Origin of the sequence: Pseudomonas muyukensis, assembly GCF_019139535.1 — a bacterium.
Classification (GTDB): Bacteria; Pseudomonadota; Gammaproteobacteria; order Pseudomonadales; family Pseudomonadaceae; genus Aquipseudomonas; species Aquipseudomonas muyukensis.
In genome coordinates, this window is the sequence record NZ_CP077073.1 from 2,363,596 (window position 1) to 2,386,483 (window position 22,888).

Genomic DNA, 22,888 nt, shown 5'->3' on the forward strand with positions numbered 1-22,888 from the left:
AGTGCCTGTGAGATCGAGCGCCGCGCGGGGCGCTCGATCTCCGCGTTCAGAGGTGTCCGTCGTTAGCTATGCAGCGCCTATGAAACCGAGCGCCGCGCGGGCGGCGCTCGATAGGCGCGCCAGCGCGAATCTTCAGGCAAGCCCATGCACGCGATGATCATCAACTTGTAACTTTCGATCATTGAGCGCGTTCAAACGCCTGTTTAATGTCAACCACAGACAAACGACGGGCCCCGCCGCACAGGAAGAGGCGCCCGCATCCCGTGATCACGCCACCTGTGGAGCCCCTCCATGGCAAACGCCCCATACCCGCACCTGCTGGCCCCCCTCGACCTGGGCTTCACCACCTTGCGCAACCGTACCCTGATGGGCTCGATGCACACCGGCCTGGAGGAGCGTCCCGGCGGCTTCGAACGCATGGCGGCGTACTTCGCCGAGCGCGCCCGGGGCGGTGTCGGCCTGATGGTCACCGGCGGCATCGCGCCGAACGACGAGGGCGGGGTGTACTCGGGCGCTGCGAAGTTGAGCTGCGAAGAGGAAGCCGACAAGCACCGCATCGTCACCGAGGCGGTGCATGCAGCCGGCGGCAAGATCTGCCTGCAGATCCTCCATGCCGGGCGCTACGCCTACAGCCCCCGGCAGGTGGCGCCGAGCGCCATCCAGGCGCCGATCAACCCGTTCAAGCCCAAGGAGCTGGACGAGGAGGGCATCGAGAAGCAGATCCGCGACTTCGTCACCTGCGCCAGCCTGGCCCAGCGCGCCGGCTACGACGGCGTCGAGATCATGGGGTCGGAAGGCTACTTCATCAACCAGTTCCTGGCCGCCCACACCAACCACCGCACTGACCGCTGGGGGGGCAGCTACGACAACCGCATGCGCCTGGCGGTGGAGATCGTGCGCCGGGTACGCGAGGCGGTAGGTCGCGAGTTCATCATCATCTTCCGCCTGTCGATGCTCGACCTGGTCGAGGGCGGCAGCACTTGGGACGAGATCGTGCTGTTGGCCAAGGCCATCGAGCAGGCTGGCGCAACCCTGATCAACACCGGTATCGGCTGGCACGAGGCACGCATCCCAACCATCGCCACCAAGGTGCCGCGGGCGGCGTTCAGCAAGGTCACCGCCAAGCTGCGCGGGGTGGTGCAGATCCCGCTGATCACCACCAACCGCATCAACACCCCGGAGGTGGCCGAAGCGGTGCTGGCCGAGGGCGACGCCGACATGGTCTCCATGGCCCGGCCATTCCTCGCCGACCCGGACTTCGTCAACAAGGCCGCCGCCGGGCGTGGCGACCAGATCAACACCTGCATCGGCTGCAACCAGGCCTGCCTGGACCACACCTTCGGTGGCAAGCTGACCAGTTGCCTGGTCAATCCGCGCGCGTGCCATGAGACCGAGCTCAATTACCTGCCGGTGCGACACGTCAAGCGCATTGCCGTGGTTGGGGCTGGCCCCGCGGGCCTGGCCGCCGCCACCGTGGCCGCCGAGCGTGGCCACCAGGTGACGCTGTTCGATGGCGCCAGTGAAATCGGCGGGCAGTTCAACGTCGCCAAGCGAGTGCCGGGCAAGGAGGAGTTCTTCGAGACCCTGCGCTACTTCCGCAACAAGCTGCACAGCACTGGCGTCGACCTGCGGCTGGAAACCCGTGTCGATGTGGCGGCCTTGGTGGCGGGGGGCTTTGACGAAATCATCCTGGCCACCGGTATCGCCCCGCGCACGCCGGCCATTCCAGGCATCGACAACCCCAAGGTGCTCAGCTACCTGGACGTGCTGCTCGAACGCAAGCCGGTGGGTGAGCGGGTGGCGGTAATCGGTGCGGGGGGGATTGGTTTTGACGTGTCCGAGTACCTGGTGCACAAGGGGGTGGCCACCAGCCAGGACCGCGAGGCGTTCTGGAAGGAGTGGGGGATCGACACCCAGCTCGAGGCTCGCGGCGGGGTGGCCGGGATCAAGGCCGAGCCCCACGCCCCGGCGCGCCAGGTCTACCTGCTGCAGCGCAAGAAGAGCAAGGTGGGTGATGGCCTGGGCAAGACCACTGGCTGGATCCACCGCACGGGGTTGAAGAACAAGCAGGTGCAGATGCTCAACAGCGTCGAGTACCTGGGTGTGGACGATGCCGGCCTGCATGTGCGGATCGGCGAGGGTGAGCCGCAGTTGCTGGCGGTGGACAACATCGTCGTCTGCGCAGGCCAGGAGCCGCTGCGCGAGCTGCAGGAGGGCCTGCTGGCGGCCGGGCAGTCGGTGCACCTGATCGGCGGCGCCGACGTGGCCGCCGAGCTGGATGCCAAGCGGGCGATCAACCAAGGGTCGCGGTTGGCTGCCGAGTTGTAAGCGCCTGCCATCGCGGGGCAAGCCTGCGATGGCATTCACCCCCCAATAACATCTTCAGCCGCGCGGGCGGGGCGAAGTCATTGGGGGGCTATCAGCTGTACAAAGTCAAAGTCAAAGTCAATCGGCGTGGGTATTCACTGATGTAAGCGCATTCATAGGCTATATCGACGCTTAGTCACCTTTTCGCCTTTACGGCCAGCCCTTTCAAGGTCTTGGGTGCGAGGGCCACGAGGTGTCTGCCTAGATCCATGCGGCGACTGGCGGCCTTGATGCGGTCCTTTCCCTGGTGTCTGTCTGGGGAGGGGGTTGGCCTTCAGAGGTGTCCGCCGTTAGCTATGCAGCGCCTATGAAATCGAGCGCCGCCCGCGCGGCGCTCGATCTGATAGGCGCTACAAGGGTTGTGGCGGGCCCCTGGCGGCCTTCATGCCGCCGACCCTCGCGCCTAAAGACCTTGAAAGGGCTGGCCGTAAAGGCGAAAAGGTGACTATGCGTCGTCATAGCCAATGAATGCGCCTATAGCTTTCAAAACCCACGCTCTGAAATTCAAACTCAAATTCGGTCGACTTTCTACAGGTGTAAACTGCGGCGGGTTACTTTGGCCGCAACACGCCGTCCGCGACCAAAGTATTCAAAGCCGTTGGCGCTCCATTCTCCGATCAAGATCAAGATTCAAATCGCGGCGGCATTTAGTTCTTCGCCTTCGAATGCCGCCAGCCCTGGTCAAAGAACGCAAACACCACGACCAACACCCCCGCCACCGCCAGGATCAACGCCACGCCATCGGTGGAGTGGGTCGCCGAACCTGCCACCAATGCCAACCCACCCAACGGCGCCAGCCCGCCCGCCACCGCGGTGCCCACCTCGCGCCCGGTGCCGAACCCGGACGACCGCGTCTGCGTTGGAAACTGCCGGCTGAGGAACGACCCCTGCGGGGCGAACATCATCGGCGCAAGAATCCCCGTGCCCACGGCAATGGCCACATAGATCAACAACGGCTCGCCAGTCGACAGCAATTGCAGGAACGGATACGCAAACAACGCCGACAGCACGCCACCGAGCATCAGCACTGTCTTGCTGCTCCACTTGTCGCACAACCAGCCAAAGAACGGCACGGCAAAGATCGCCACCAGGCTGGCCAAGGTCACCGACAGCGAGGTGACATGCGCCTCGACACCCTTGAACTGGGTCAGGTAGGCCAACGAGAACGTCTTGAAGATATAACTCAGGGCGTTGTAGCCCACGGCCACGAAGAACACCACCGCCAGGCCCTTGAGGTCGTTCCTGAACAACAGCTTGAGCGGCGACACCTGCGGCTTGTCATCGGCCTGGTCCAGCTCCTTGAAGTCCGGCGTCTCCGGGATGCTCTTGCGCACCCACAGGCCCACCGCCACCAGGGCGATACTGGCGATGAACGGGATGCGCCAGCCGCCGGCCAGCAGGAACTCGTTGCCGTTCATGGTCAGCAGGTACACCGTCAGCGACGACAACAGCAGGCCCAGGTTCAGCCCCAGCGCCGGCCAGGCACCCTGGCTGCCGCGCTTGCCTTCGCTGGCGTGCTCATACGAGGTCACCGCCGCGCCCGACAGTTCGGCGCCAGCGCCCAGGCCCTGGATGATGCGGATGATCACCAGCAGGATCGGCGCCCAGATGCCGATCGTGGCGTAGCCAGGGATCAAGCCGATCAGCATGGTGCACAGGCCCATCATGCAGAAGGTGATCACCAGCACGTGCTTGCGCCCGAAGCGATCGCCCAGGTAGCCGAACAGCACGCCACCGAACGGACGGGCGATGAAGCCGATGGCGAAGGTGGAGAACGCCAGCAACGAGGCCACCGCCGGGTTGCTCGGGTCGAAGAAGACCTTCGAGAAGACGATCGCCGCCATGGTGGCGTACAAGTAGAAGTCATACCACTCCAGCATCGAGCCGAAGATGGTCGCCGCTGCCACCTTGCGCAGGCGCTTGCGTTGCTGTTCGGGGGTTTCGCTCGCGGCCAGGGCCGCCTCGTGTACCGACATGGGGGTTTTCCTTGTTGTCTTTGTAATTGTGGGTGCAGCGGGTGGTTCAGCGGGCCTTGAGGATCTTCTCGGCGATCATCTGGCCGATGGGGATGGCCGAGGTGGCGGCTGGTGACGGCGCATTGCACACATGCACCATGCGCGGCGTCTCGGCGAACAGGAAGTCATGCACCAGGGTGCCGTCGCGCATCACCGCCTGGGCGCGGATGCCGGCCTCATAAGGCAGCAGGTCCGCGACCTCGAGCGAGGGGCAGTACTTGCGGCACTGCTCCAGGTAGCCGCGCTTGAACAGCGAGTTCTTCATCTCGCGGGTGCCGGAACCCAGGTTGTTCCAGAGGGTTTTCCAGAAGCCTGGGAAGCCTGCGTACTCGGCCACGTCGCGCCAGTTCACCGCGAACTTGCGGTAGTTCTCCCGGCCGAACCCGAGCACCGCGTTGGGGCCGACGGTGACGCTGCCGTCGATCATGCGGGTCAGGTGCACGCCGAGGAACGGCAGCTCAGGGTCGGGGATCGGGTAGATCAAGTGGTTGACGATCTGGTTCTTGCTCGCCGGCAGGCGGTAGTACTCGCCGCGGAAGGGGATGATCTGGTGGTCGATCTGCACCCCGGCCAGGCGCGCCAGGCGGTCGGACTGCAACCCGGCGCAGGCCACCAGCTGGCGAGCGCGCCAGGTGTGGCTGTCGGTGCCGATGGCGACATGGTCGGCATGCTCCTGGATGGCGCGCACGGCGGTGCACAGCCGCACCTCGCCGCCGGCCTGGCGGATCACCTTGGCCATGGCATCGCACACCTGGGTGTAGTCGACGATGCCGGTGGCATCGAGGAACAACGCGCCCTTGCCGACGATGTTCGGCTCCCGTTCGCGCAGGGCGCCGGCATCCAGGCGCTCGACTTTCAGGCCATTGAGTTGCGAGCGCTGGTACAGCGCCTGCATGCGCTGCACCTCCAGGTCGTTGGAGGCCACCAGCAGCTTGCCGCAGACCTCGAAGGCGATGCCATGCTCGCTGCAGAAGTCCTTGGTGGCCTGGGCGCCGCGCTTGCACAGCTCGGCCTTGAGGCTGCCCGGGGCGTAGTAGATGCCGGCATGGATCACGCCGCTGTTGTGGCCGGTCTGGTGGCGGCCGAGGCTGGCCTCCTTCTCGAGAATCAGCAACGAGGCGCCGGGACGCTGCGCGAGCAGGGCCATGGCAGTGGCGAGGCCGACGATGCCGCCGCCGATGATGCAGTAGTCGTAGGTCATGCAGTTGTACCTTGGAATTCTTGTCGGTGAATCTGCTTATCAGGTTGTCAGACTAACTAGTGCGCGTGAAAGCCTCGCCAGGCTGCGATGGGGTTTTCTCCGGGGTCAGTCGAGGGCGGGGAGGTCGAGTTTCAGGCGTTGCGCCGAGGCGCGCAGGTGGGCTTCGGCACAGGTCGCCGCTGCCTGGCGGTCGCCGGCGGCGATAGCCTGGTACAGCGCTCGGTGCTCGCGCAGGGCATCGGCCGAACCGCCCACCGCCGCAGTGGCGGAGTTTTCCCAGGCGGTGCGGCGCGCGGCGGCCAACTGGCCGCCGAGGAAATCATGGAAGGCGACGAAGTAGTCGTTCTTGCTGGCTTCGGCAATGGCACGGTGGAAGGCCACATCGGCGGCCGAGGCGCTGGCAAAGTCGCTGCGCGGGTCTTCCATGGTGCCCAGGGCCGCGTCCATGCGCTCGAGGTCGTCGGCGTCGCGGCGGCGGGCGGCGATGGCGGCGGCCTGGGTCTCGATCCACAGGCGCATCTCGAACATCTGCACCAGATCCGGTGTGCGCCCTTGGCTGCCAGGGAAGCGGAATACCGTGCCGCTGGGGGTCTGCGAGATATACGAGCCGAGCCCGCGGCGGGCGATCAGCACCCCGTCGGCCTTGAGCTGGGCCACCGCCTCGCGTACCACCGAGCGACTGACGTTGAGCTGTTCGGCCAGTTGCTGTTCGGTGGGCAGGCGCGATTCGGCGGCCAGGCGGCCGGAATCGATTTCGGCGCGGATGGCGCCGACGACGCGTTCGACGAGGGTGTCGGGGCGCTGGAGCTCGAGCATGGACAAAGGTTCTTGTAAGTCAGGTTGTCAGACAATGCCTGTGTCGAGCGTGGCCTGTCAATGTCCCGAAGCCTTGCGCGCTCCCTGTAGGAGTGGCCTTGTGTCGCGAAAGGGGAGCGAAGCGCCCTGGGATATCAGCACCAAGGCAAAGATTGCTGGGGCCGCTTCGCGGCCCTTTCGCGACACAAGGCCGCTCCTACAGGGGGGCGATGTCTTGGCTCAGAGCGTGGACACGAACGTGCCGGTACCGGCAAGGATGTTCTGCAGGGTTTCCTTCACTTCATCCAGGTCGGTCCCGGCACTGGTCAGGATGATTTCCAGCGACTCATCCCCCTTCAGCGCATCGCGATCCCCCGGCGCCACCTCGATCAACAGGCGCTCGGCGCTCAGGGTCACCTTCAGCCCGTCCAGGGTCGACGGCTCGTCGTCCAGGGTCAGGTCGACGGTGTCCTCGTCTGGGTAGCGGGTCAGCAGGAACATCTGCCCCTTGTCGCTGTGGCAGCACAGGGTCGCCATGTTGTCTTCCTCGTCGTCGCAAGGGGTGGCGAAGAGCAGGGCGGTTTTCAGTTGCATGGGGGTCGACCAGTGTCCGGGATGATGCGACGCATGCTACCGCGCTGTCTGGCACGCGGCCAGCGGTGCGTCGATAGAGCGCCCTGATCGGCGCTTCGCTACTTTCGATTGGACGCCCCGCTGCGCGGGCCCTAGGGTGACGGCGTAGCGGCATGGGGCCGCGCATCGGGAGCGAAGGTGGCACACAGGAAGACGACAGCATCCAGCCAGTCGGACGAGGCCCCGTCGCATGGCGACGAGTTCACCGAGAGCCTGCGGGAACTGATGGGCTGGTACGGCAAGACCTATGTCGAGGTGATCGAGATCGCCGCCGCCGAACTGGCCCGGGGCCGCGCGCCGCTGCCCCAGGCGCCACCCAGCAAGCGCATTCACTGACCGCCACGGCGCAAGGGGAAATCTTGGAAGTCCGTCAGCAACAGCTGGTTCGTCATCTGCGCCAGCGCTTCGTCGCCTTGGTGGCGCTCTCCTGCTGTGCCTGGTTGGGCATGGCCGGGATGCTGGTGTTCGTCTGGCTGCACCGGGCGCAGCTGGGCATCGCTTCGTACGCCTGGTTTGTCGCCGGCGTGGTGCTGAGCCTGGCGTTGCTGCTGTGCCTGGTGATCATCGCGGTGCGCCTGAAAACCACCATGCAGGTGCGTTCCAGGCTGCTGTCGCGGTTGGAGCATGCCTCGGGCCACGACGAACTGACCGGGCTGCTCAATCGCCGCGGCTTTGACTGCGCCCTGGCCCAGCAGCTGGCGGGGCGGCGCGCGTTCACCCTGCTGTACCTCGACCTGGACGGCTTCAAGCAGGTCAACGACAGCCACGGCCATGACCTTGGCGACCAGGTGCTGCGGGCCGTGGCCCAGGGTTGGGAGCGCACGCTGCGGGCCGGGGATGTGCTGGCGCGGCTGGGCGGCGATGAGTTCGTGCTGATCACCCAAGCCAGTGGCGCGCAGGTCGATGCCTTGTGCGAGCGGCTGATCGCGGTGGCCGGGCTGGCCCTGGCCGAGGAACTGCCGGGGCTGCGCATTGGCGTCAGCATTGGCATCGCCGCCTGCCCGGGGCAGGGCTGTGAAGCCCGGCGCCTGCTGGCCAGCGCCGACAGCGCGATGCTCGCGGCCAAGGCCCAGGGCAAGTCGCGTTATCAGCGGGCGTTGTGCGAATCATCCCGTTCGGCCAACTGAGGGGACACGTTCTGACCGAATATGTCGCAGGGCTGCAAGCCGTGGTGACCGCTCAGTCGTTAAGCTGCCCAGTCGATGGACACCCGTAAAGCCACCGCCACCCGGCTGTCGGCTTTGCAGATGCCCATCCCTGGAACAGATGGACGTGTCGCCACGTCCAACGCCTGGTTTACCGTCCGGCTGCTACGGGTTGGCTATCGTTGATCCGTACACGGCGGACATACGCGACGCTTCACCTATAACAAAGCCCAAGCGGAGTACCACAGATGGCGTTCTTCACCGCAGCCAGCAAAGCCGACTTCCAGCATCAACTGCAAGCGGCCCTGGCGCAGCACATCAGCGAGCAGTCCCTGCCACAAGTGGCACTGTTCGCCGAGCAGTTCTTCGGCATCATCTCTCTGGACGAACTCACTCAGCGCAGGCTGTCGGACCTGGCCGGCTGCACGCTGTCCGCCTGGCGCATCATCGAGCGCTTCGACCCCCAGCACCCGCAAGTACGGGTCTACAACCCCGATTACGAACGCCACGGCTGGCAGTCGACCCACACCGTGGTCGAGGTGCTGCACCACGACCTGCCGTTTTTGGTCGACTCGGTGCGCACCGAGCTCAACCGCCGCGGCTACAGCATCCACACCCTGCAGACCACCGTGCTCAGCGTGCGCCGCGGGGCCAAGGGCGAGCTGGTCGAACTGCTGCCCAAGGGCACCCAGGGCGAGGGCATTGGCCATGAATCGCTGATGTACCTGGAGATCGACCGCTGTGCCAACGCCGCCGAGCTCAGCACCCTGGCCAAGGAATTGGAACAGGTGCTGGCCGAAGTGCGCGGCGTGGTCGCCGACTTCGAGCCGATGAAGGCCAAGATCCGCGAGCTGCTGGAGCTGGTCGAGGACAACGCCTTCGGCCCGGCGCAAAACGACAAGGCCGAGGTGAAGAGCTTCCTGGCGTGGCTGCTGGACAACCATTTCACCTTCCTCGGCTACGAGGAATTCACCGTCGAGGCCGACGCCGGCGGTGGCCACCTGGTCTACGACGAAGACTCGTTCCTGGGCCTGGCCCGCCTGCTGCGCGCAGGCCTTGGCGCCGACGACCTGCGCATCGAGGACTACGCCGTCGCCTACCTGCGCGAGCCGCGCCTGCTGTCGTTCGCCAAGGCGTCGCAGCCGAGCCGCGTGCACCGCCCGGCCTACCCGGACTACGTGTCGATCCGCCAGATCGACCAGGACGGCAAGGTGGTCAAGGAATGCCGCTTCATGGGCCTGTACACCTCGTCGGTGTATGGCGAAAGCGTGCACACCATCCCCTACATCCGCGGCAAGGTCGCCGAGGTCGAGCGCCGCTCGCACTTCGACGCCAAGGCCCACCTGGGCAAGGAACTGGCCCAGGTGCTCGAGGTGCTGCCGCGCGACGACCTGTTCCAGACCCCGGTCGACGAGCTGTTCAACACCGCCATGTCGATCGTGCAGATCCAGGAGCGCAACAAGATCCGCGTGTTCCTGCGCAAGGACCCGTACGGCCGCTTCTGCTACTGCCTGGCCTACGTGCCGCGCGAGATCTACTCCACCGAAGTGCGGCAGAAGATCCAGCAGGTGCTGATGGAACGGCTGAAGGCCACCGATTGCGAGTTCTGGACCTTCTTCTCCGAATCGGTGTTGGCCCGGGTGCAGCTGATTCTGCGGGTCGACCCGAAAAATCGCATCGACATCGACCCCCAGCAGCTGGAAAACGAAGTGATCCAGGCCTGTCGCTCGTGGCAGGACGACTTCTCGGCGCTGGTGGTGGAGAACTTCGGCGAAGCCCAGGGCACCAACATCCTCGCCGACTTCCCCAAGGGCTTCCCGGCCGGTTACCGCGAGCGTTTCGCCGCCCATTCGGCGGTGGTCGACATGCAGCATGTGCTGGGCCTGTCCGAAGCCAAGCCGCTGGCCATGAGCTTCTACCAGCCGCTGACCCAGATCGGTGAGCGCCAGTTGCACTGCAAGCTGTACCACGCCGACACGCCGCTGGCGCTGTCGGATGTGCTGCCGATCCTGGAAAACCTTGGCCTGCGCGTGCTCGGCGAGTTCCCGTATCGGCTGCGCCACGCCAGTGGCCGCGAGTTCTGGATCCACGACTTCGCCTTCACCTACAGCGAAGGCCTCAACCTGGATATCCAGCAGCTCAACGACACCTTCCAGGACGCCTTCGTCCATATCGTCAAGGGTGACGCCGAGAACGATGCCTTCAACCGCCTGGTGCTGACCGCCGGTCTGCCATGGCGTGACGTGGCGCTGCTGCGCGCCTACGCCCGCTACCTCAAGCAGATTCGCCTGGGCTTCGACCTGGGCTACATCGCCAGCACCCTGAACAACCACACCGACATCGCCCGCGAGCTGACCCGGTTGTTCAAGACCCGCTTCTACCTGGCGCGCAAGCTCACCCAGGACGACCTCGACGACAAGCAACAGCGCCTGGAACAGGCGATTCTCACCGCCCTGGACGAGGTCCAGGTGCTCAACGAGGACCGCATCCTGCGTCGCTACCTGGACCTGATCAAGGCCACCCTGCGCACCAACTTCTACCAGCCGGATGCGAACGGCCAGAACAAGTCGTACTTCAGCTTCAAGTTCAACCCCAAGCTGATCCCCGAGCTGCCGAAGCCGGTACCGAAGTTCGAGATCTTCGTCTATTCGCCACGGGTCGAGGGCGTGCACCTGCGCTTCGGCAATGTTGCCCGTGGCGGCCTGCGCTGGTCGGACCGCGAAGAAGACTTCCGCACCGAGGTGCTGGGCCTGGTCAAGGCCCAGCAGGTGAAGAACTCGGTGATCGTGCCGGTCGGCGCCAAGGGCGGCTTCCTGCCGCGACGCCTGCCGTTGGGCGGCAGCCGCGACGAGATCGCCGCCGAAGGCGTGGCGTGCTACCGCATCTTCATCAGCGGCCTGCTCGACATCACCGACAACCTCAAGGACGGCGGCGTGGTGCCCCCGGCCAACGTGGTGCGTCACGATGACGACGACCCCTACCTGGTGGTGGCGGCAGACAAGGGCACCGCGACCTTCTCCGACATCGCCAACGGCATCGCCATCGACTACGGCTTCTGGCTGGGCGACGCCTTCGCCTCCGGCGGCTCGGCCGGCTACGACCACAAGAAGATGGGCATCACCGCCCGTGGTGCCTGGGTCGGCGTGCAGCGCCACTTCCGCGAGCGCGGCATCAACGTGCAGGAAGACCCGATCACCGTGGTCGGGGTCGGCGACATGGCCGGCGACGTGTTCGGCAACGGCCTGCTGATGTCCGACAAGCTGCAGCTGGTGGCCGCATTCAACCACCTGCACATCTTCGTCGACCCGAACCCGGACCCAGCCACCAGCTTCGTCGAGCGCAAGCGCCTGTTCGACCTGCCGCGTTCGGCCTGGAGCGACTACGACACCAGCATCATGTCCGAAGGCGGGGGGATCTTCCCGCGCAGTGCCAAGAGCATCGCCATCAGCCCGCAGATGAAAGAGCGCTTCGCCATCGAAGCCGACCGGCTGACCCCGACCGAGCTGCTGCACGCGTTGTTGCAGGCACCGGTGGACCTGCTGTGGAACGGCGGCATCGGCACCTACGTCAAGGCCAGCAGCGAAAGCCACGCCGATGTTGGCGACAAGGCCAACGACGCCTTGCGCGTCAACGGCAACGAACTGCGCTGCAAGGTGGTGGGCGAGGGCGGCAACCTCGGCATGACCCAGCTCGGCCGGGTCGAGTTCGGCCTGCATGGCGGCGCCACCAACACCGACTTCATCGACAACGCCGGTGGCGTGGACTGCTCCGACCACGAGGTCAACATCAAGATCCTGCTCAACGAAGTGGTGCAGGGTGGCGACATGACCGAGAAGCAGCGCAACCAGCTGCTGGGCAGCATGACCGACGAAGTCGCAGGCCTGGTGCTGGGCAACAACTACAAGCAGACCCAGGCGTTGTCGCTGGCGGCGCGTCGCGCCCGCGAGCGGATCGCCGAATACAAGCGCCTGATGGCTGACCTCGAAGCCCGTGGCAAGCTGGACCGCGCCATCGAGTTCCTGCCCACCGAGGAGCAGTTGGCCGAGCGCCTGGCCGCCGGCCAGGGCCTGACCCGCGCCGAACTGTCGGTGCTGATCTCCTACAGCAAGATCGACCTCAAGGAGCAACTGCTCAAGTCGCTGGTGCCGGACGACGACTACCTGACCCGCGACATGGAGACTGCCTTCCCGCCGTCGCTGGTCAGCAAGTTCGCCGACTCCATGCGCCGCCACCGCCTCAAGCGCGAGATCGTCAGCACCCAGATCGCCAACGACCTGGTCAACAACATGGGCATCACCTTTGTCCAGCGCCTGAAGGAGTCGACCGGCATGAGCCCGGCCAACGTGGCGGGTGCCTACGTGATCGTGCGCGACATCTTCCACCTGCCGCACTGGTTCCGCCAGATCGAGGCCCTGGACTACCAGGTTCCGGCCGAGATCCAGCTGACCCTGATGGACGAGCTGATGCGCCTGGGCCGCCGTGCGACCCGCTGGTTCCTGCGCAGCCGGCGCAACGAGCAGGACGCTGGCCGTGACGTCGCCCACTTCGGGCCGAAGATCGCCCAGTTGGGCCTGAAGCTCGACGAGCTGCTCGAAGGCCCGACCCGCGAGCGTTGGATGGTCCGCTACCAGGGCTTCGTCGAGGCCGGTGTGCCGGAACTGCTGGCGCGTATGGTGGCCGGCACCACTCACCTGTACACCCTGCTGCCGATCATCGAAGCGTCCGACGTGACCGGGCATGATCCTGCACAGGTGGCCAAGGCGTTCTTCGCCGTGGGCAGCTCGCTGGACCTGACCTGGTACCTGCAGGAAATCAGCAACCTGCCGGTGGAGAACAACTGGCAGGCCCTGGCTCGCGAGGCGTTCCGCGACGATATCGACCTGCAGCAGCGGGCGATCACCATCTCGGTATTGCAGATGGCCGATGCGCCGGACGACATGGACGCCCGCGTGGCCCTGTGGTGCGAGCAGCACCGGGTGATGGTCGAGCGCTGGCGCGCCATGCTCGACGACCTGCGCAACGCCACCGGCACCGACTATGCGATGTACGCGGTGGCCAACCGCGAGCTGGTCGACCTGGCGATGAGCGGGCAGGCGACGGTGGTGCCGTCCTGATCTTCGCGCTGAAATGAAAAAGCCCCGGCCGTAATGCCGGGGCTTTTTCATATCCACTGCGCGGTCCCTGTAGGAGCGGCCTTGTGTCGCGAAAGGGCTGCACAGCAGCCCCGGCAATATCCGATTGATGCACAAATCATGGGGGCGCTTCGCACCCCTTTCGCGACACAAGGCCGCTCCTACAGGGACCGCGCAGGCCTTGAGGGTTATGCAGGTCTACTTGAACCGCCGCTCCACGCCTTTTTCCACGAGGATCTTCGCCGAAATCTCTTCCACCGAAAAATGCGTGGAATTGATGTTGGGAATGTTCTCGCGGCGGAACAGGTTCTCCACCTCGCGCACTTCGAACTCGCATTGGGCGAAGCTCGAATAGCGGCTGTTGGGCTTGCGCTCGTGGCGAATGGCGGTCAAGCGGTCAGGGTCGATGGTCAGGCCGAACAGCTTGCTGTGGTGCTTCTTCAGCACCGCCGGCAGTTGCAGGCGCTCCATGTCGTCCTCGGTCAGCGGGTAGTTGGCCGCGCGGATGCCGAACTGCATGGCCATGTACAGGCAGGTCGGGGTCTTGCCGCAGCGCGACACGCCCACCAGGATCAGGTCGGCCTTGTCGTAGTAGTGGGTGCGCGCGCCATCGTCGTTGTCCAGGGCGAAGTTGACCGCCTCGATGCGCTCCATGTAGTTGGAGTTGCCGCCGATGGAGTGGGATTTGCCCACGGAATACGACGAATGGGCGGTCAATTCCTGCTCGAGCGGGGATAAAAACGTGGAAAAGATGTCGATCATGAAGCCATTGGACGTGGCCATGACCTCACGGATGTCCTGGTTGACGATGGTGTCGAAGATGATCGGGCGCACCCCGTCGCGCTCGGCCGCGGCATTGATCTGCTGGACCATGGCCCGAGCCTTGTCCAACGTGTCGATGTAGGGGCGCGTGAATTTATTGAACGGAATGCTCTCGAATTGTGCGAGCAGGCTCTGGCCCAGCGTTTCTGCAGTGATGCCGGTACCGTCGGAGATGAAGAACGCGGTTCGTTTCATTTGCACCTGGGGGCCTTAAGCTGCCGAAGATTTCTGGATATGATAGGTTCGGTTTGCCGAACGCGGTTGCTCGGCATTCTCACTTATTTTCCAGGTCCAGGCCACAAGCGTCCGGCCCAGTCATTCCGGCAGGCGGGCGCCCTTGAGCTTTTCCAATACAGTTAGTGGAGAGATCACCTTGGTAGAGTACGTAGTTTCCCTCGATAAGCTCGGCGTCCATGATGTAGAGCATGTGGGGGGCAAGAACGCATCCCTGGGCGAGATGATCAGCAATCTTGCCGGTGCCGGCGTCTCGGTGCCGGGCGGCTTTGCCACTACGGCTCAGGCGTACCGTGACTTCCTCGAACAGAGTGGCCTGAACGAGCGCATCCATGCCGCGCTCGACGCACTGGACGTCGACGACGTCAACGCCCTGGCCAAGACCGGCGCACAGATCCGCCAGTGGGTGATGGAGGCCGAGTTCCCGGCTCGCCTCGATTCGCAAATCCGTACGGCCTTCGCCGAGATGTCCAAGGGCAACGACAACATGGCCGTTGCCGTGCGTTCGTCGGCCACCGCCGAAGACCTGCCGGACGCGTCCTTCGCCGGCCAGCAGGAGACCTTCCTCAACATCCGCGGCGTCGATAACGTCATCCGCGCGGCCAAGGAAGTCTTCGCCTCCCTCTTCAACGACCGCGCCATCGCCTACCGCGTGCACCAGGGCTTCGACCACAAGCTGGTCGCCCTGTCCGCTGGCGTGCAGCGCATGGTCCGCTCCGAAACCGGCACCGCCGGGGTGATGTTCACCCTCGACACCGAGTCGGGCTTTCGCGACGTGGTGTTCATCACCGGCGCCTACGGCCTGGGCGAAACCGTGGTGCAGGGCGCGGTCAACCCGGACGAATTCTACGTCCACAAGCAGACCCTGCAGGCTGGGCGCCCGGCGATCCTGCGCCGCAACCTGGGCAGCAAGGCGATCAAGATGGTCTACGGCGACGAAGCCAAGGCCGGTCGCTCGGTCAAGACCGTCGAGGTCGACCGCGCCGAGCGCGCGCGCTTCTGCCTGAGCGACGACGAAGTCAACGAGCTGGCCAAGCAGGCGATGATCATCGAGCAGCACTACCAGCGGCCGATGGACATCGAATGGGCCAAGGACGGTGACGATGGCAAGCTGTACATCGTCCAGGCCCGTCCCGAGACCGTGAAGAGCCGCGCCAGCGCCAATGTCATGGAGCGCTACCTGCTCAAGGAAAAAGGCACCGTGCTGGTCGAAGGCCGCGCCATTGGCCAGCGCATCGGCGCCGGCAAGGTGCGCGTGATCAACGATGTGTCCGAGATGGACAAGGTCCAGCCCGGCGACGTGCTGGTCTCGGACATGACCGACCCGGACTGGGAGCCGGTGATGAAGCGCGCCAGCGCCATCGTCACCAACCGCGGCGGACGTACCTGCCACGCGGCGATCATCGCCCGTGAGCTGGGCATCCCGGCGGTGGTCGGTTGCGGCAATGCCACCCAGGTGCTCAAGGACGGCCAGGGCGTCACCGTGTCCTGCGCCGAAGGCGACACCGGCTTCATCTTCGAGGGCGAGCTGGGCTTCGACATCAAGCAGAACTCGGTCGATGCCATGCCGGAGCTGCCGTTCAAGATCATGATGAACGTCGGCAACCCGGACCGCGCCTTCGACTTCGCCCAGCTGCCCAACGCCGGTGTCGGCCTTGCGCGCCTGGAATTCATCATCAACCGCATGATCGGCGTGCACCCCAAGGCGCTGCTGAACTACGCCGGGCTGCCGCCGGAGCTCAAGGACAGCGTCGACAAGCGCATTGCCGGCTACGATGACCCGGTCGGCTTCTACGTCGAGAAACTGGTCGAGGGCATCAGCACCCTGGCCGCGGCCTTCTACCCGAAAAAGGTCATCGTGCGCCTGTCGGACTTCAAGTCCAACGAGTACGCCAACCTGATCGGCGGCAAGCTCTACGAGCCGGAAGAAGAAAACCCGATGCTGGGCTTCCGCGGTGCTTCGCGCTACATCAGCGAGTCGTTCCGCGACTGCTTCGAGCTCGAGTGCCGTGCCCTCAAGCGCGTGCGCAACGAGATGGGCCTGACCAACGTCGAGATCATGGTGCCGTTCGTGCGCACCCTGGGCGAGGCCAGCCAGGTCGTCGACCTGCTTGCCGAGAACGGCCTGGCCCGCGGCGACAACGGCCTACGCGTGATCATGATGTGCGAGCTGCCGTCCAACGCGCTGCTGGCCGACGAGTTCCTCGAGTACTTCGACGGTTTCTCCATCGGCTCCAACGACCTGACCCAGCTGACCCTGGGCCTGGACCGCGACTCCGGCATCATCGCCCACCTGTTCGACGAGCGTAACCCGGCGGTCAAGAAGCTGCTGGCCAACGCCATCGCCGCGTGCAACAAGGCCGGCAAGTACATCGGCATCTGCGGCCAGGGCCCGTCGGACCACCCGGACCTGGCCAAGTGGCTGATGGAGCAGGGGATCGAGAGCGTGTCGCTGAACCCGGACTCGGTGCTCGAGACCTGGTTCTTCCTGGCCGAAGGCCAGGGCGCGGCCTGATGTACTGATCAGGGGCGCGTGCCGCGCCCCTGTATCGAATCGTGGGAGCGGGCTTGCCCCGCGATGGCGTCAGCGCTGACACTAGTGTCACCTGGCCTGATGCCATCGCGGGGCAAGCCCGCTCCCACGTTTTTATCTCCTAGAAGTTCGTGACCCATGCAAAGCAGCAGCACCCAATTTCCCGTCGCGTTGCTCAGTGCCGAGCGTCGCGGCGACCTCAGCGAAGACGTCTACCGGATCAAGGCCGGCAACAGCCCAGACCCGAGCGTCGAGTTGGCCGTCACTCGCCTGGGGCTGGCCGACCAGGGCCGCGCCCAGGGCGTGCCGGTCGTTCTTGTGCATGGCAGTTTTTCCAACCGGCGCTTCTGGTATTCGCCCAAGGGCATCGGCCTGGGCGCCTACCTGGCCCGCGCCGGGTTCGATGTCTGGATCCCCGAGATGCGCGGCCACGGCCTGTCGCCGCGCAACCGTGAGTGGCGGCAGAACCGCGTGGCCGATTATGCGCGCTACGACCTGCCGGTGATCGCCGCGTTCGTCCAGGAGCAGGCCGGCCAGGCGCCGCACTGGGTTGGCCATTCCCTCGGTGGTACCACCCTGGCGGCGGCCCTGGGCAGCGCTTACCTGGCGCCCGGGCAGGTGGCCAGCGCGGCCTTCTTCGGTACCCAGGTCAGCCGGGTGTACTGGCCGTTGAAGGTGCCGCCGGTGGAGTGGGGCGCGCGTCTGCTGCTCAAGCGTTTCGCGCAGATTTCCGGTTCGCGGCTCAAGCGCGGCCCCGAGGACGAGCCGATTGGCCTGGCCCTGGAAAGCCTGCGCTGGAATGGCTTGTTCGGTCGCTTCGGCGACAAGGACCGCGACTGGTGGGCGGGGCTTGCCGACGTGGCGCTGCCGGTGTTGGCGGTGGCTGGCGCCGGGGACTTCCAGGACCCGGTGTGGGCCTGCCGCAAACTGTTCGACCAATTGGGCGGCGACAGCAAGCAGTTCCTGCGCCTGGGGCGCGAGGAGGGCTTCGAGGCTTTCGGTCATGTCGACATGCTGGTCAGCAAGGCCGCCCAGGCTCAGGTCTGGCCATTGGTCGAGCGCTGGTTGCGCGATCCGCTGTTGCCGGTGCATGCCTCGACCGTGGTGATGGAGCCGGTGCCCGTCAATTGAAGGTGGGCGCCATCGCGGGGGCGGGCGATAAAAATGCCATGACCCACCGGTCTCGGATGACTGCCAGCCCTCCTGCGGTGTAGCCTTGCTGGCACGCCCGCTTTCGTTGTGACTGACAGGAGTTTCCCATGCAGCATTACGTAACGCCCGACCTGTGCGACGCCTACCCGGACCTGGTGCAGGTGCTCGAACCCATGTTCAGCAACTTCGGTGGCCGCGATTCGTTTGGCGGCCAGATCGTCACCATCAAGTGCTTCGAGGACAACTCGCGGGTGAAGGAGCAGGTCGAGCTCGACGGCAAGGGCAAGGTCCTGGTGGTCGATGGCGGCGGTTCGCTGCGCCGTGCGCTGCTGGGTGACATGCTTGCCGAGAAGGCCGCCAAGAACGGCTGGGAAGGCCTGCTGATCTACGGCTGCGTGCGTGATGTCGATGTGCTGATCCAGACCGATGTCGGCGTGCAGGCTTTGGCCAGCCACCCGATGAAGACCGACAAACGCGGCATCGGCGACCTCGACGTGGCGGTGACCTTCGCCGGCGTCACCTTCCGCCCGGGTGAATACCTGTATGCCGACAACAACGGTGTGATCGTCTCGCCAAGCCCGCTGAAAATGCCTGAATGACGCGTTGCCCGCTGATGGAGCTTTGATGTTCGAGGAAGACAACGCGCAATGGGGGCTGGTGCATGCCCTGGTGCTCGACGGCAAGGGCGGCGCGCGCTCGATTGCCCGTACCGAACTGGACGGCTTGCAGTTGCAGGCCGAGGAAAGCCTCTGGCTGCACTGGGACCGCAGTCACCCGCAAACCCGTGGCTGGCTGCTGCATGACAGTGGCCTGAGCGAGTTCGCCTGTGACCTGCTGCTGGAGGAGAACACCCGTCCGCGCCTGTTGCAGATGGCCAACGAACAGATGCTGCTGTTCCTGCGCGGGGTCAACCTCAACCCCGGCGCCGAACCCGAGGACATGGTCTCGGTGCGTATCTTCGCCGAGGCGCGGCGGGTCATCTCGCTGCGCCTGCGGCCCTTGCGCGCCAGTGACGAGGTGCTCCAGCAGCTAGACGAGGGCAGGGGGCCTAAATCGGCCGCCGAGCTGCTGTTGCTGATGGCCGAGTTGCTCACCGAAAAGGTCCAGGCCCTGGTCAGCGACCTGTCGGAAGCGGTCGATGTAGAGGAAGAGAAGGTAGAATCCGACGAACGGTATGCCCCAGAGCAAGGCAGCCTGCAGCAGATCCGCCGCCGCGCCGCTGGCTTGCGCCGTTTCCTCGCCCCGCAGCGGGATATTTATGCCCAGTTGTCGCGCAACAAGTGCAGCTGGTTCGCCGACCCCGACAGCGACTACTGGAACGAGCTGAACAACAGCCTGATCCGTTACCTCGAAGAGCTCGAACTGGCCCGCGAGCGCGCCGCGCTGGTGCTGGAAAGCGAGGACCGACGCCGCAGCGAGCGGATGAACCGGACCATGTACCGCTTTGGCATCATCACCTGCATCTTCCTGCCCATGAGCTTCATCACTGGGTTGCTGGGCATCAATGTCGGCGGTATTCCGGGCGCCGACAGCCCCTATGGCTTCCTGTTCGCCAGCCTGATCGTGCTGGGACTGGCGGTAGGGCAGTGGTTGCTGTTCCGGCGGTTGCGGTGGGTTTGACATCGAAGGGGCTGCTGCGCCCCCCATCGCGACACAAGGCCGCTCCTACAGGGATCGCGCTTGCCTGTGGGAGCGGCCTTGTGTCGCGATGGGGGGCGCAGCGGCCCCTGAGTAGTGGCCAGCTGAGGCAATTTGAAACATTCGTCCCAGTGGCAGGTGTGACCCGTCGTCACCAGCCCTCGTCTTTGACTGACATTGCGCGAGGTGCCCATGCACGATCCGTTTGAAGAATCCTTGCGCGACCTGCTCAAGGCGTCGCCGTCCGGCGAGGACCGGGACGACGCCGCCTGCCTGGGTCGCGTGCTCAAGACCGCCAACCGCCAGGTTGGCGCGGGTGATCTGTTCAGCTTGCTTGGCCGTTGGAGCCAGGCGCTGCTGATCGCCGTGAACAATGGCTCGGCGCATGTCGCGCCGGTGCGTCGCAACTCTACCCGCAAGCCTGCCGCCGGCAGCAAAGCAGATAAGGCCGATTGAATATGGAACTCGATCTCTGGACCCAGAGCCTGGTCACCGCCATGACTGCCCTTTGGACCAAGGTGGCGAACTTCATCCCCAACCTGTTCGGCGCGCTGGTCGTGGTGCTGCTCGGTTTCGTCGTGGCCAAGCTGCTCGACACCCTGCTGTCCAAGGTGCTGGCCAAGTTCGGCCTGGACCGCCTGATGAGCGGCACCGGCTTGACCAAGATGCTCGCCCGGGTCGGTATCCAGGTGCCGATCTCGACCCTGATCGGCAAGATCGTCTACTGGTTCGTGCTGTTGATCTTCCTGGTCTCGGCCGCGGAATCCCTGGGCCTTGAGCGGGTCTCGGCGACCCTCGACATGCTCGCCCTGTACCTGCCCAAGGTGTTCGGCGCGGCGCTGGTGCTGCTGGCCGGCGTGCTGCTGGCGCAATTGGCCAACGGCCTGGTGCGCGGCGCCGCCGAAGGCATCGGCCTGGAATACGCCGCTGGCGTTGGGCGGATCGTCCAGGGCCTGGTGATCATCATCAGCATCTCGGTGGCGATCAGCCAGCTGGAGGTCAAGACCGACCTGCTTAACCACGTGATCGTCATCGGTTTGATTACCGTTGGTCTGGCCGTGGCCCTGGCGATGGGCCTGGGCAGCCGGGAAATCGCCGGGCAGATTCTGGCCGGGATCTACGTGCGCGAGCTGTACCAGGTCGGCCAGCAAGTGCGTATTGGCGAGGTCGAAGGGCATATCGAGGAGATCGGCACGGTGAAGACCACCGTGCTGACCGATGAGGGCGAACTGGTGTCGCTGGCCAATCGCGAGCTGCTCGAGCAGCGCGTGAATAGCCGCTAACCGCACAAAAGCTGTTAATGTATGCCGCCGCGAAATCGGCCCACGGGGCCGAGCGGCGACATTGACCTGACTGTCGGCCAGATCCGTTTTGAATAAAGTTCATTCGCCGCCCATGCGCTATGACCCCCGAGAGCTCACCGACGAGGAGTTGGTGGCGCGTTCGCATGAGGAGCTGTTTCACGTTACCCGCGCCTATGAGGAGCTCATGCGGCGCTACCAGCGCACGCTGTTCAACGTCTGCGCAAGGTACCTGGGGAACGACCGGGATGCCGATGATGTCTGTCAGGAGGTCATGCTCAAGGTGCTCTACGGGTTGAAGAACTTCGAGGGCAAGTCCAAGTTCAAGACCTGGCTCTACAGCATCACCTACAACGAATGCATCACCCAGTACCGCAAGGAGCGCCGTAAGCGCCGGTTGATGGATGCCCTGAGCCTGGACCCTGTCGAAGAGGCGTCCGAGGACAAGGCACCGAAGCCGGAGGAGAAAGGCGGGCTGGACAAATGGCTCGTGCATGTGAACCCGATCGACCGGGAAATTCTGGTGCTGCGTTTTGTCGCGGAGCTGGAGTTCCAGGAGATCGCCGACATCATGCACATGGGCCTGAGCGCCACGAAAATGCGCTACAAGCGTGCGCTCGACAAGCTTAGAGAGAAATTTGCAGGGGTGGCTGAAACTTAGTCGCCTGTAAATACCTCTAACCAACCGGCAAGTTCTGCTAGACTTGCCGTCGAGTTGTCCCCCGGATGTTGGTGGGACCGCTTAACTATCACCAGATGGGGATTTAACGGATGAAATTGAAAAACACCTTGGGCCTGGCCATTGGTTCGCTCGTAGCCGCCACCTCGATTGGCGCTATGGCACAAGGCACTGGCGCTGTAGAAGTCGAAGGCTTCTACAAGAAAGAATTCTTCGACAGCCAGCGTGACTTCAAGAACGACGGCAACCTGTTCGGCGGCTCGATCGGTTACTTCCTGACCGACGACGTTGAACTGCGTCTGGGTTACGACGAAGTCCACAACGCCCGTGGCGACGACGGCAAGAACATCAAGGGCTCGAACACCGCCCTGGACGCCGTTTACCACTTCAACAACCCGTACGACGCCATCCGTCCGTACGTGTCGGCTGGTTTCTCCCACCAGTCGCTGGGCCAGACCGGCCGTGGTGGTCGTAACCAGTCCACCTTCGCCAACGTTGGCGCTGGCGCCAAGTGGTACATCACCGACATGTTCTACGCCCGTGCCGGCGTCGAAGCTCAGTACAACATCGACCAGGGCGACACCGAGTGGGCCCCGAGCGTTGGTATCGGCCTGAACTTCGGCGGTAGCCCGAAGCAAGCCGAAGTCGCCCCGGCTCCTGTTGCCGAAGTCTGCTCCGACAGCGACAACGATGGCGTCTGCGACAACGTCGACAAGTGCCCTGACACCCCAGCCAACGTTACCGTTGACGCTGATGGCTGCCCGGCTGTTGCCGAAGTCGTTCGCGTTGAGCTGGACGTCAAGTTCGACTTCGACAAGTCGGTCGTCAAGCCAAACAGCTACGGCGACATCAAGAACCTGGCTGACTTCATGAAGCAGTACCCACAGACCACCACCACCGTGGAAGGTCACACTGACTCCGTTGGCCCAGACGCTTACAACCAGAAGCTGTCCGAGCGTCGTGCCAACGCTGTCAAGCAGGTCCTGACCCAGCAGTACGGCATCGAATCGAGCCGTGTTGACTCGGTTGGCTACGGTGAGACCCGTCCGGTCGCCGACAACGCCACCGACGCTGGCCGCGCCGTTAACCGTCGCGTAGAAGCTCAGGTAGAAGCCCAGGCCAAGTAATTGGTTTGATGCTTCACGAAAAACCCGGCCTCGGCCGGGTTTTTCTTTGCCTGCGATTTCTCCACAGAGACCTCACCCCTTTGTAGGAGCGGCCTCTCCTACAGGGCGGGTAGG

Annotated in this window: 17 protein-coding genes; 12 read left to right on the forward strand and 5 right to left on the reverse strand. The window is 64.6% G+C overall.

Annotated features, from left to right (window positions below):
- The first annotated feature begins 291 nt into the window (after positions 1-291).
- Positions 292-2,328, forward strand: a complete 2,037-nt coding sequence (locus KSS95_RS10715) for an NADPH-dependent 2,4-dienoyl-CoA reductase (RefSeq protein WP_217853627.1) — start codon at positions 292-294, stop codon at positions 2,326-2,328.
- A gap of 686 nt (positions 2,329-3,014) precedes the next feature.
- Here the strand turns inward: KSS95_RS10715 and KSS95_RS10720 are convergent.
- The 4 genes from KSS95_RS10720 to KSS95_RS10735 all read right to left on the reverse strand — a co-directional run bounded on the left by KSS95_RS10720 (position 3,015) and on the right by KSS95_RS10735 (position 6,972).
- Complete coding sequence (locus KSS95_RS10720) at positions 3,015-4,343, reverse strand: MFS transporter (protein ID WP_217853628.1); 1,329 nt, start codon at positions 4,341-4,343, stop codon at positions 3,015-3,017.
- Positions 4,344-4,389: 46 nt separating this feature from the next.
- Positions 4,390-5,583 (reverse strand): L-2-hydroxyglutarate oxidase, encoded by a 1,194-nt coding sequence (lhgO, locus tag KSS95_RS10725; RefSeq protein WP_217853629.1) that lies wholly within the window; start codon positions 5,581-5,583, stop codon positions 4,390-4,392.
- A gap of 105 nt (positions 5,584-5,688) precedes the next feature.
- Entirely contained in the window at positions 5,689-6,399 is a 711-nt protein-coding gene (locus KSS95_RS10730; RefSeq protein ID WP_217853630.1) for a FadR/GntR family transcriptional regulator, read from the reverse strand.
- Positions 6,400-6,618: 219 nt separating this feature from the next.
- Positions 6,619-6,972: a hypothetical protein gene (locus KSS95_RS10735; protein ID WP_217853631.1), complete on the reverse strand. Its 354-nt coding sequence runs from the start codon at positions 6,970-6,972 to the stop codon at positions 6,619-6,621.
- Positions 6,973-7,149: 177 nt separating this feature from the next.
- Here KSS95_RS10735 and KSS95_RS10740 point away from each other — a divergent pair, with 177 nt between their 5' ends.
- From KSS95_RS10740 to KSS95_RS10750, 3 genes are all read left to right on the forward strand, one after another.
- Complete coding sequence (locus tag KSS95_RS10740; RefSeq protein ID WP_217853632.1) at positions 7,150-7,347, forward strand: hypothetical protein; 198 nt, start codon at positions 7,150-7,152, stop codon at positions 7,345-7,347.
- Between the two features lie 23 nt (positions 7,348-7,370).
- The gene (locus KSS95_RS10745) at positions 7,371-8,138 is read left to right on the forward strand and encodes a GGDEF domain-containing protein (protein WP_217853633.1); all 768 of its coding nucleotides are present in this window, start codon (positions 7,371-7,373) and stop codon (positions 8,136-8,138) included.
- A 266-nt stretch (positions 8,139-8,404) separates the two neighbouring features.
- On the forward strand, positions 8,405-13,270 hold the full coding sequence (locus tag KSS95_RS10750) for an NAD-glutamate dehydrogenase (RefSeq protein ID WP_217853634.1): 4,866 nt from the start codon (positions 8,405-8,407) through the stop codon (positions 13,268-13,270).
- Between the two features lie 216 nt (positions 13,271-13,486).
- Here the strand turns inward: KSS95_RS10750 and ppsR are convergent, their stop codons facing one another.
- On the reverse strand, positions 13,487-14,305 hold the full coding sequence (ppsR, locus tag KSS95_RS10755) for a posphoenolpyruvate synthetase regulatory kinase/phosphorylase PpsR (protein WP_028692934.1): 819 nt from the start codon (positions 14,303-14,305) through the stop codon (positions 13,487-13,489).
- Between the two features lie 178 nt (positions 14,306-14,483).
- On the opposite strand from ppsR, the gene ppsA reads away from it, so the two are divergent.
- From ppsA to KSS95_RS10795, 8 genes are all read left to right on the forward strand, one after another.
- Positions 14,484-16,859 carry a phosphoenolpyruvate synthase gene (ppsA, locus tag KSS95_RS10760; RefSeq protein ID WP_217853635.1) on the forward strand — a complete coding sequence of 792 codons (2,376 nt, stop codon included), beginning with the start codon at positions 14,484-14,486 and terminating at the stop codon, positions 16,857-16,859.
- Between the two features lie 156 nt (positions 16,860-17,015).
- Entirely contained in the window at positions 17,016-18,008 is a 993-nt protein-coding gene (locus KSS95_RS10765) for an alpha/beta fold hydrolase (RefSeq protein ID WP_217853636.1), read from the forward strand.
- A gap of 128 nt (positions 18,009-18,136) precedes the next feature.
- Entirely contained in the window at positions 18,137-18,628 is a 492-nt protein-coding gene (gene rraA, locus KSS95_RS10770) for a ribonuclease E activity regulator RraA (protein WP_217853637.1), read from the forward strand.
- A 25-nt stretch (positions 18,629-18,653) separates the two neighbouring features.
- Complete coding sequence (cmaX, locus tag KSS95_RS10775) at positions 18,654-19,649, forward strand: divalent cation transporter CmaX (RefSeq protein WP_217853638.1); 996 nt, start codon at positions 18,654-18,656, stop codon at positions 19,647-19,649.
- Positions 19,650-19,859: 210 nt separating this feature from the next.
- The gene (locus tag KSS95_RS10780) at positions 19,860-20,123 is read left to right on the forward strand and encodes a CrfX protein (RefSeq protein ID WP_217853639.1); all 264 of its coding nucleotides are present in this window, start codon (positions 19,860-19,862) and stop codon (positions 20,121-20,123) included.
- Positions 20,124-20,125: 2 nt separating this feature from the next.
- Entirely contained in the window at positions 20,126-20,950 is an 825-nt protein-coding gene (locus KSS95_RS10785) for a mechanosensitive ion channel family protein (protein ID WP_217853640.1), read from the forward strand.
- A 112-nt stretch (positions 20,951-21,062) separates the two neighbouring features.
- Positions 21,063-21,629: an RNA polymerase sigma factor SigX gene (gene sigX, locus KSS95_RS10790; RefSeq protein ID WP_046854750.1), complete on the forward strand. Its 567-nt coding sequence runs from the start codon at positions 21,063-21,065 to the stop codon at positions 21,627-21,629.
- A 110-nt stretch (positions 21,630-21,739) separates the two neighbouring features.
- Entirely contained in the window at positions 21,740-22,774 is a 1,035-nt protein-coding gene (locus KSS95_RS10795) for an OmpA family protein (RefSeq protein ID WP_217853641.1), read from the forward strand.
- The last annotated feature ends 114 nt before the right edge of the window (positions 22,775-22,888 follow it).

Bases quoted from the DNA above. Each gene is read 5' to 3' on its own strand.
- KSS95_RS10785 (WP_217853640.1), top strand. From the start codon at position 20,126: ATGGAACTCGATCTCTGGACCCAGAGCCTGGTCACCGCCATGACTGCC.
- lhgO (WP_217853629.1), bottom strand. From the start codon at position 5,583: ATGACCTACGACTACTGCATCATCGGCGGCGGCATCGTCGGCCTCGCC.
- cmaX (WP_217853638.1), top strand. From the start codon at position 18,654: ATGTTCGAGGAAGACAACGCGCAATGGGGGCTGGTGCATGCCCTGGTG.
- ppsR (WP_028692934.1), bottom strand. From the start codon at position 14,305: ATGAAACGAACCGCGTTCTTCATCTCCGACGGTACCGGCATCACTGCA.
- KSS95_RS10750 (WP_217853634.1), top strand. From the start codon at position 8,405: ATGGCGTTCTTCACCGCAGCCAGCAAAGCCGACTTCCAGCATCAACTG.
- KSS95_RS10780 (WP_217853639.1), top strand. From the start codon at position 19,860: ATGCACGATCCGTTTGAAGAATCCTTGCGCGACCTGCTCAAGGCGTCG.
- sigX (WP_046854750.1), top strand. From the start codon at position 21,063: ATGCGCTATGACCCCCGAGAGCTCACCGACGAGGAGTTGGTGGCGCGT.
- KSS95_RS10720 (WP_217853628.1), bottom strand. From the start codon at position 4,343: ATGTCGGTACACGAGGCGGCCCTGGCCGCGAGCGAAACCCCCGAACAG.
- KSS95_RS10730 (WP_217853630.1), bottom strand. From the start codon at position 6,399: ATGCTCGAGCTCCAGCGCCCCGACACCCTCGTCGAACGCGTCGTCGGC.
- KSS95_RS10715 (WP_217853627.1), top strand. From the start codon at position 292: ATGGCAAACGCCCCATACCCGCACCTGCTGGCCCCCCTCGACCTGGGC.
- rraA (WP_217853637.1), top strand. From the start codon at position 18,137: ATGCAGCATTACGTAACGCCCGACCTGTGCGACGCCTACCCGGACCTG.
- KSS95_RS10735 (WP_217853631.1), bottom strand. From the start codon at position 6,972: ATGCAACTGAAAACCGCCCTGCTCTTCGCCACCCCTTGCGACGACGAG.
- KSS95_RS10795 (WP_217853641.1), top strand. From the start codon at position 21,740: ATGAAATTGAAAAACACCTTGGGCCTGGCCATTGGTTCGCTCGTAGCC.
- KSS95_RS10765 (WP_217853636.1), top strand. From the start codon at position 17,016: ATGCAAAGCAGCAGCACCCAATTTCCCGTCGCGTTGCTCAGTGCCGAG.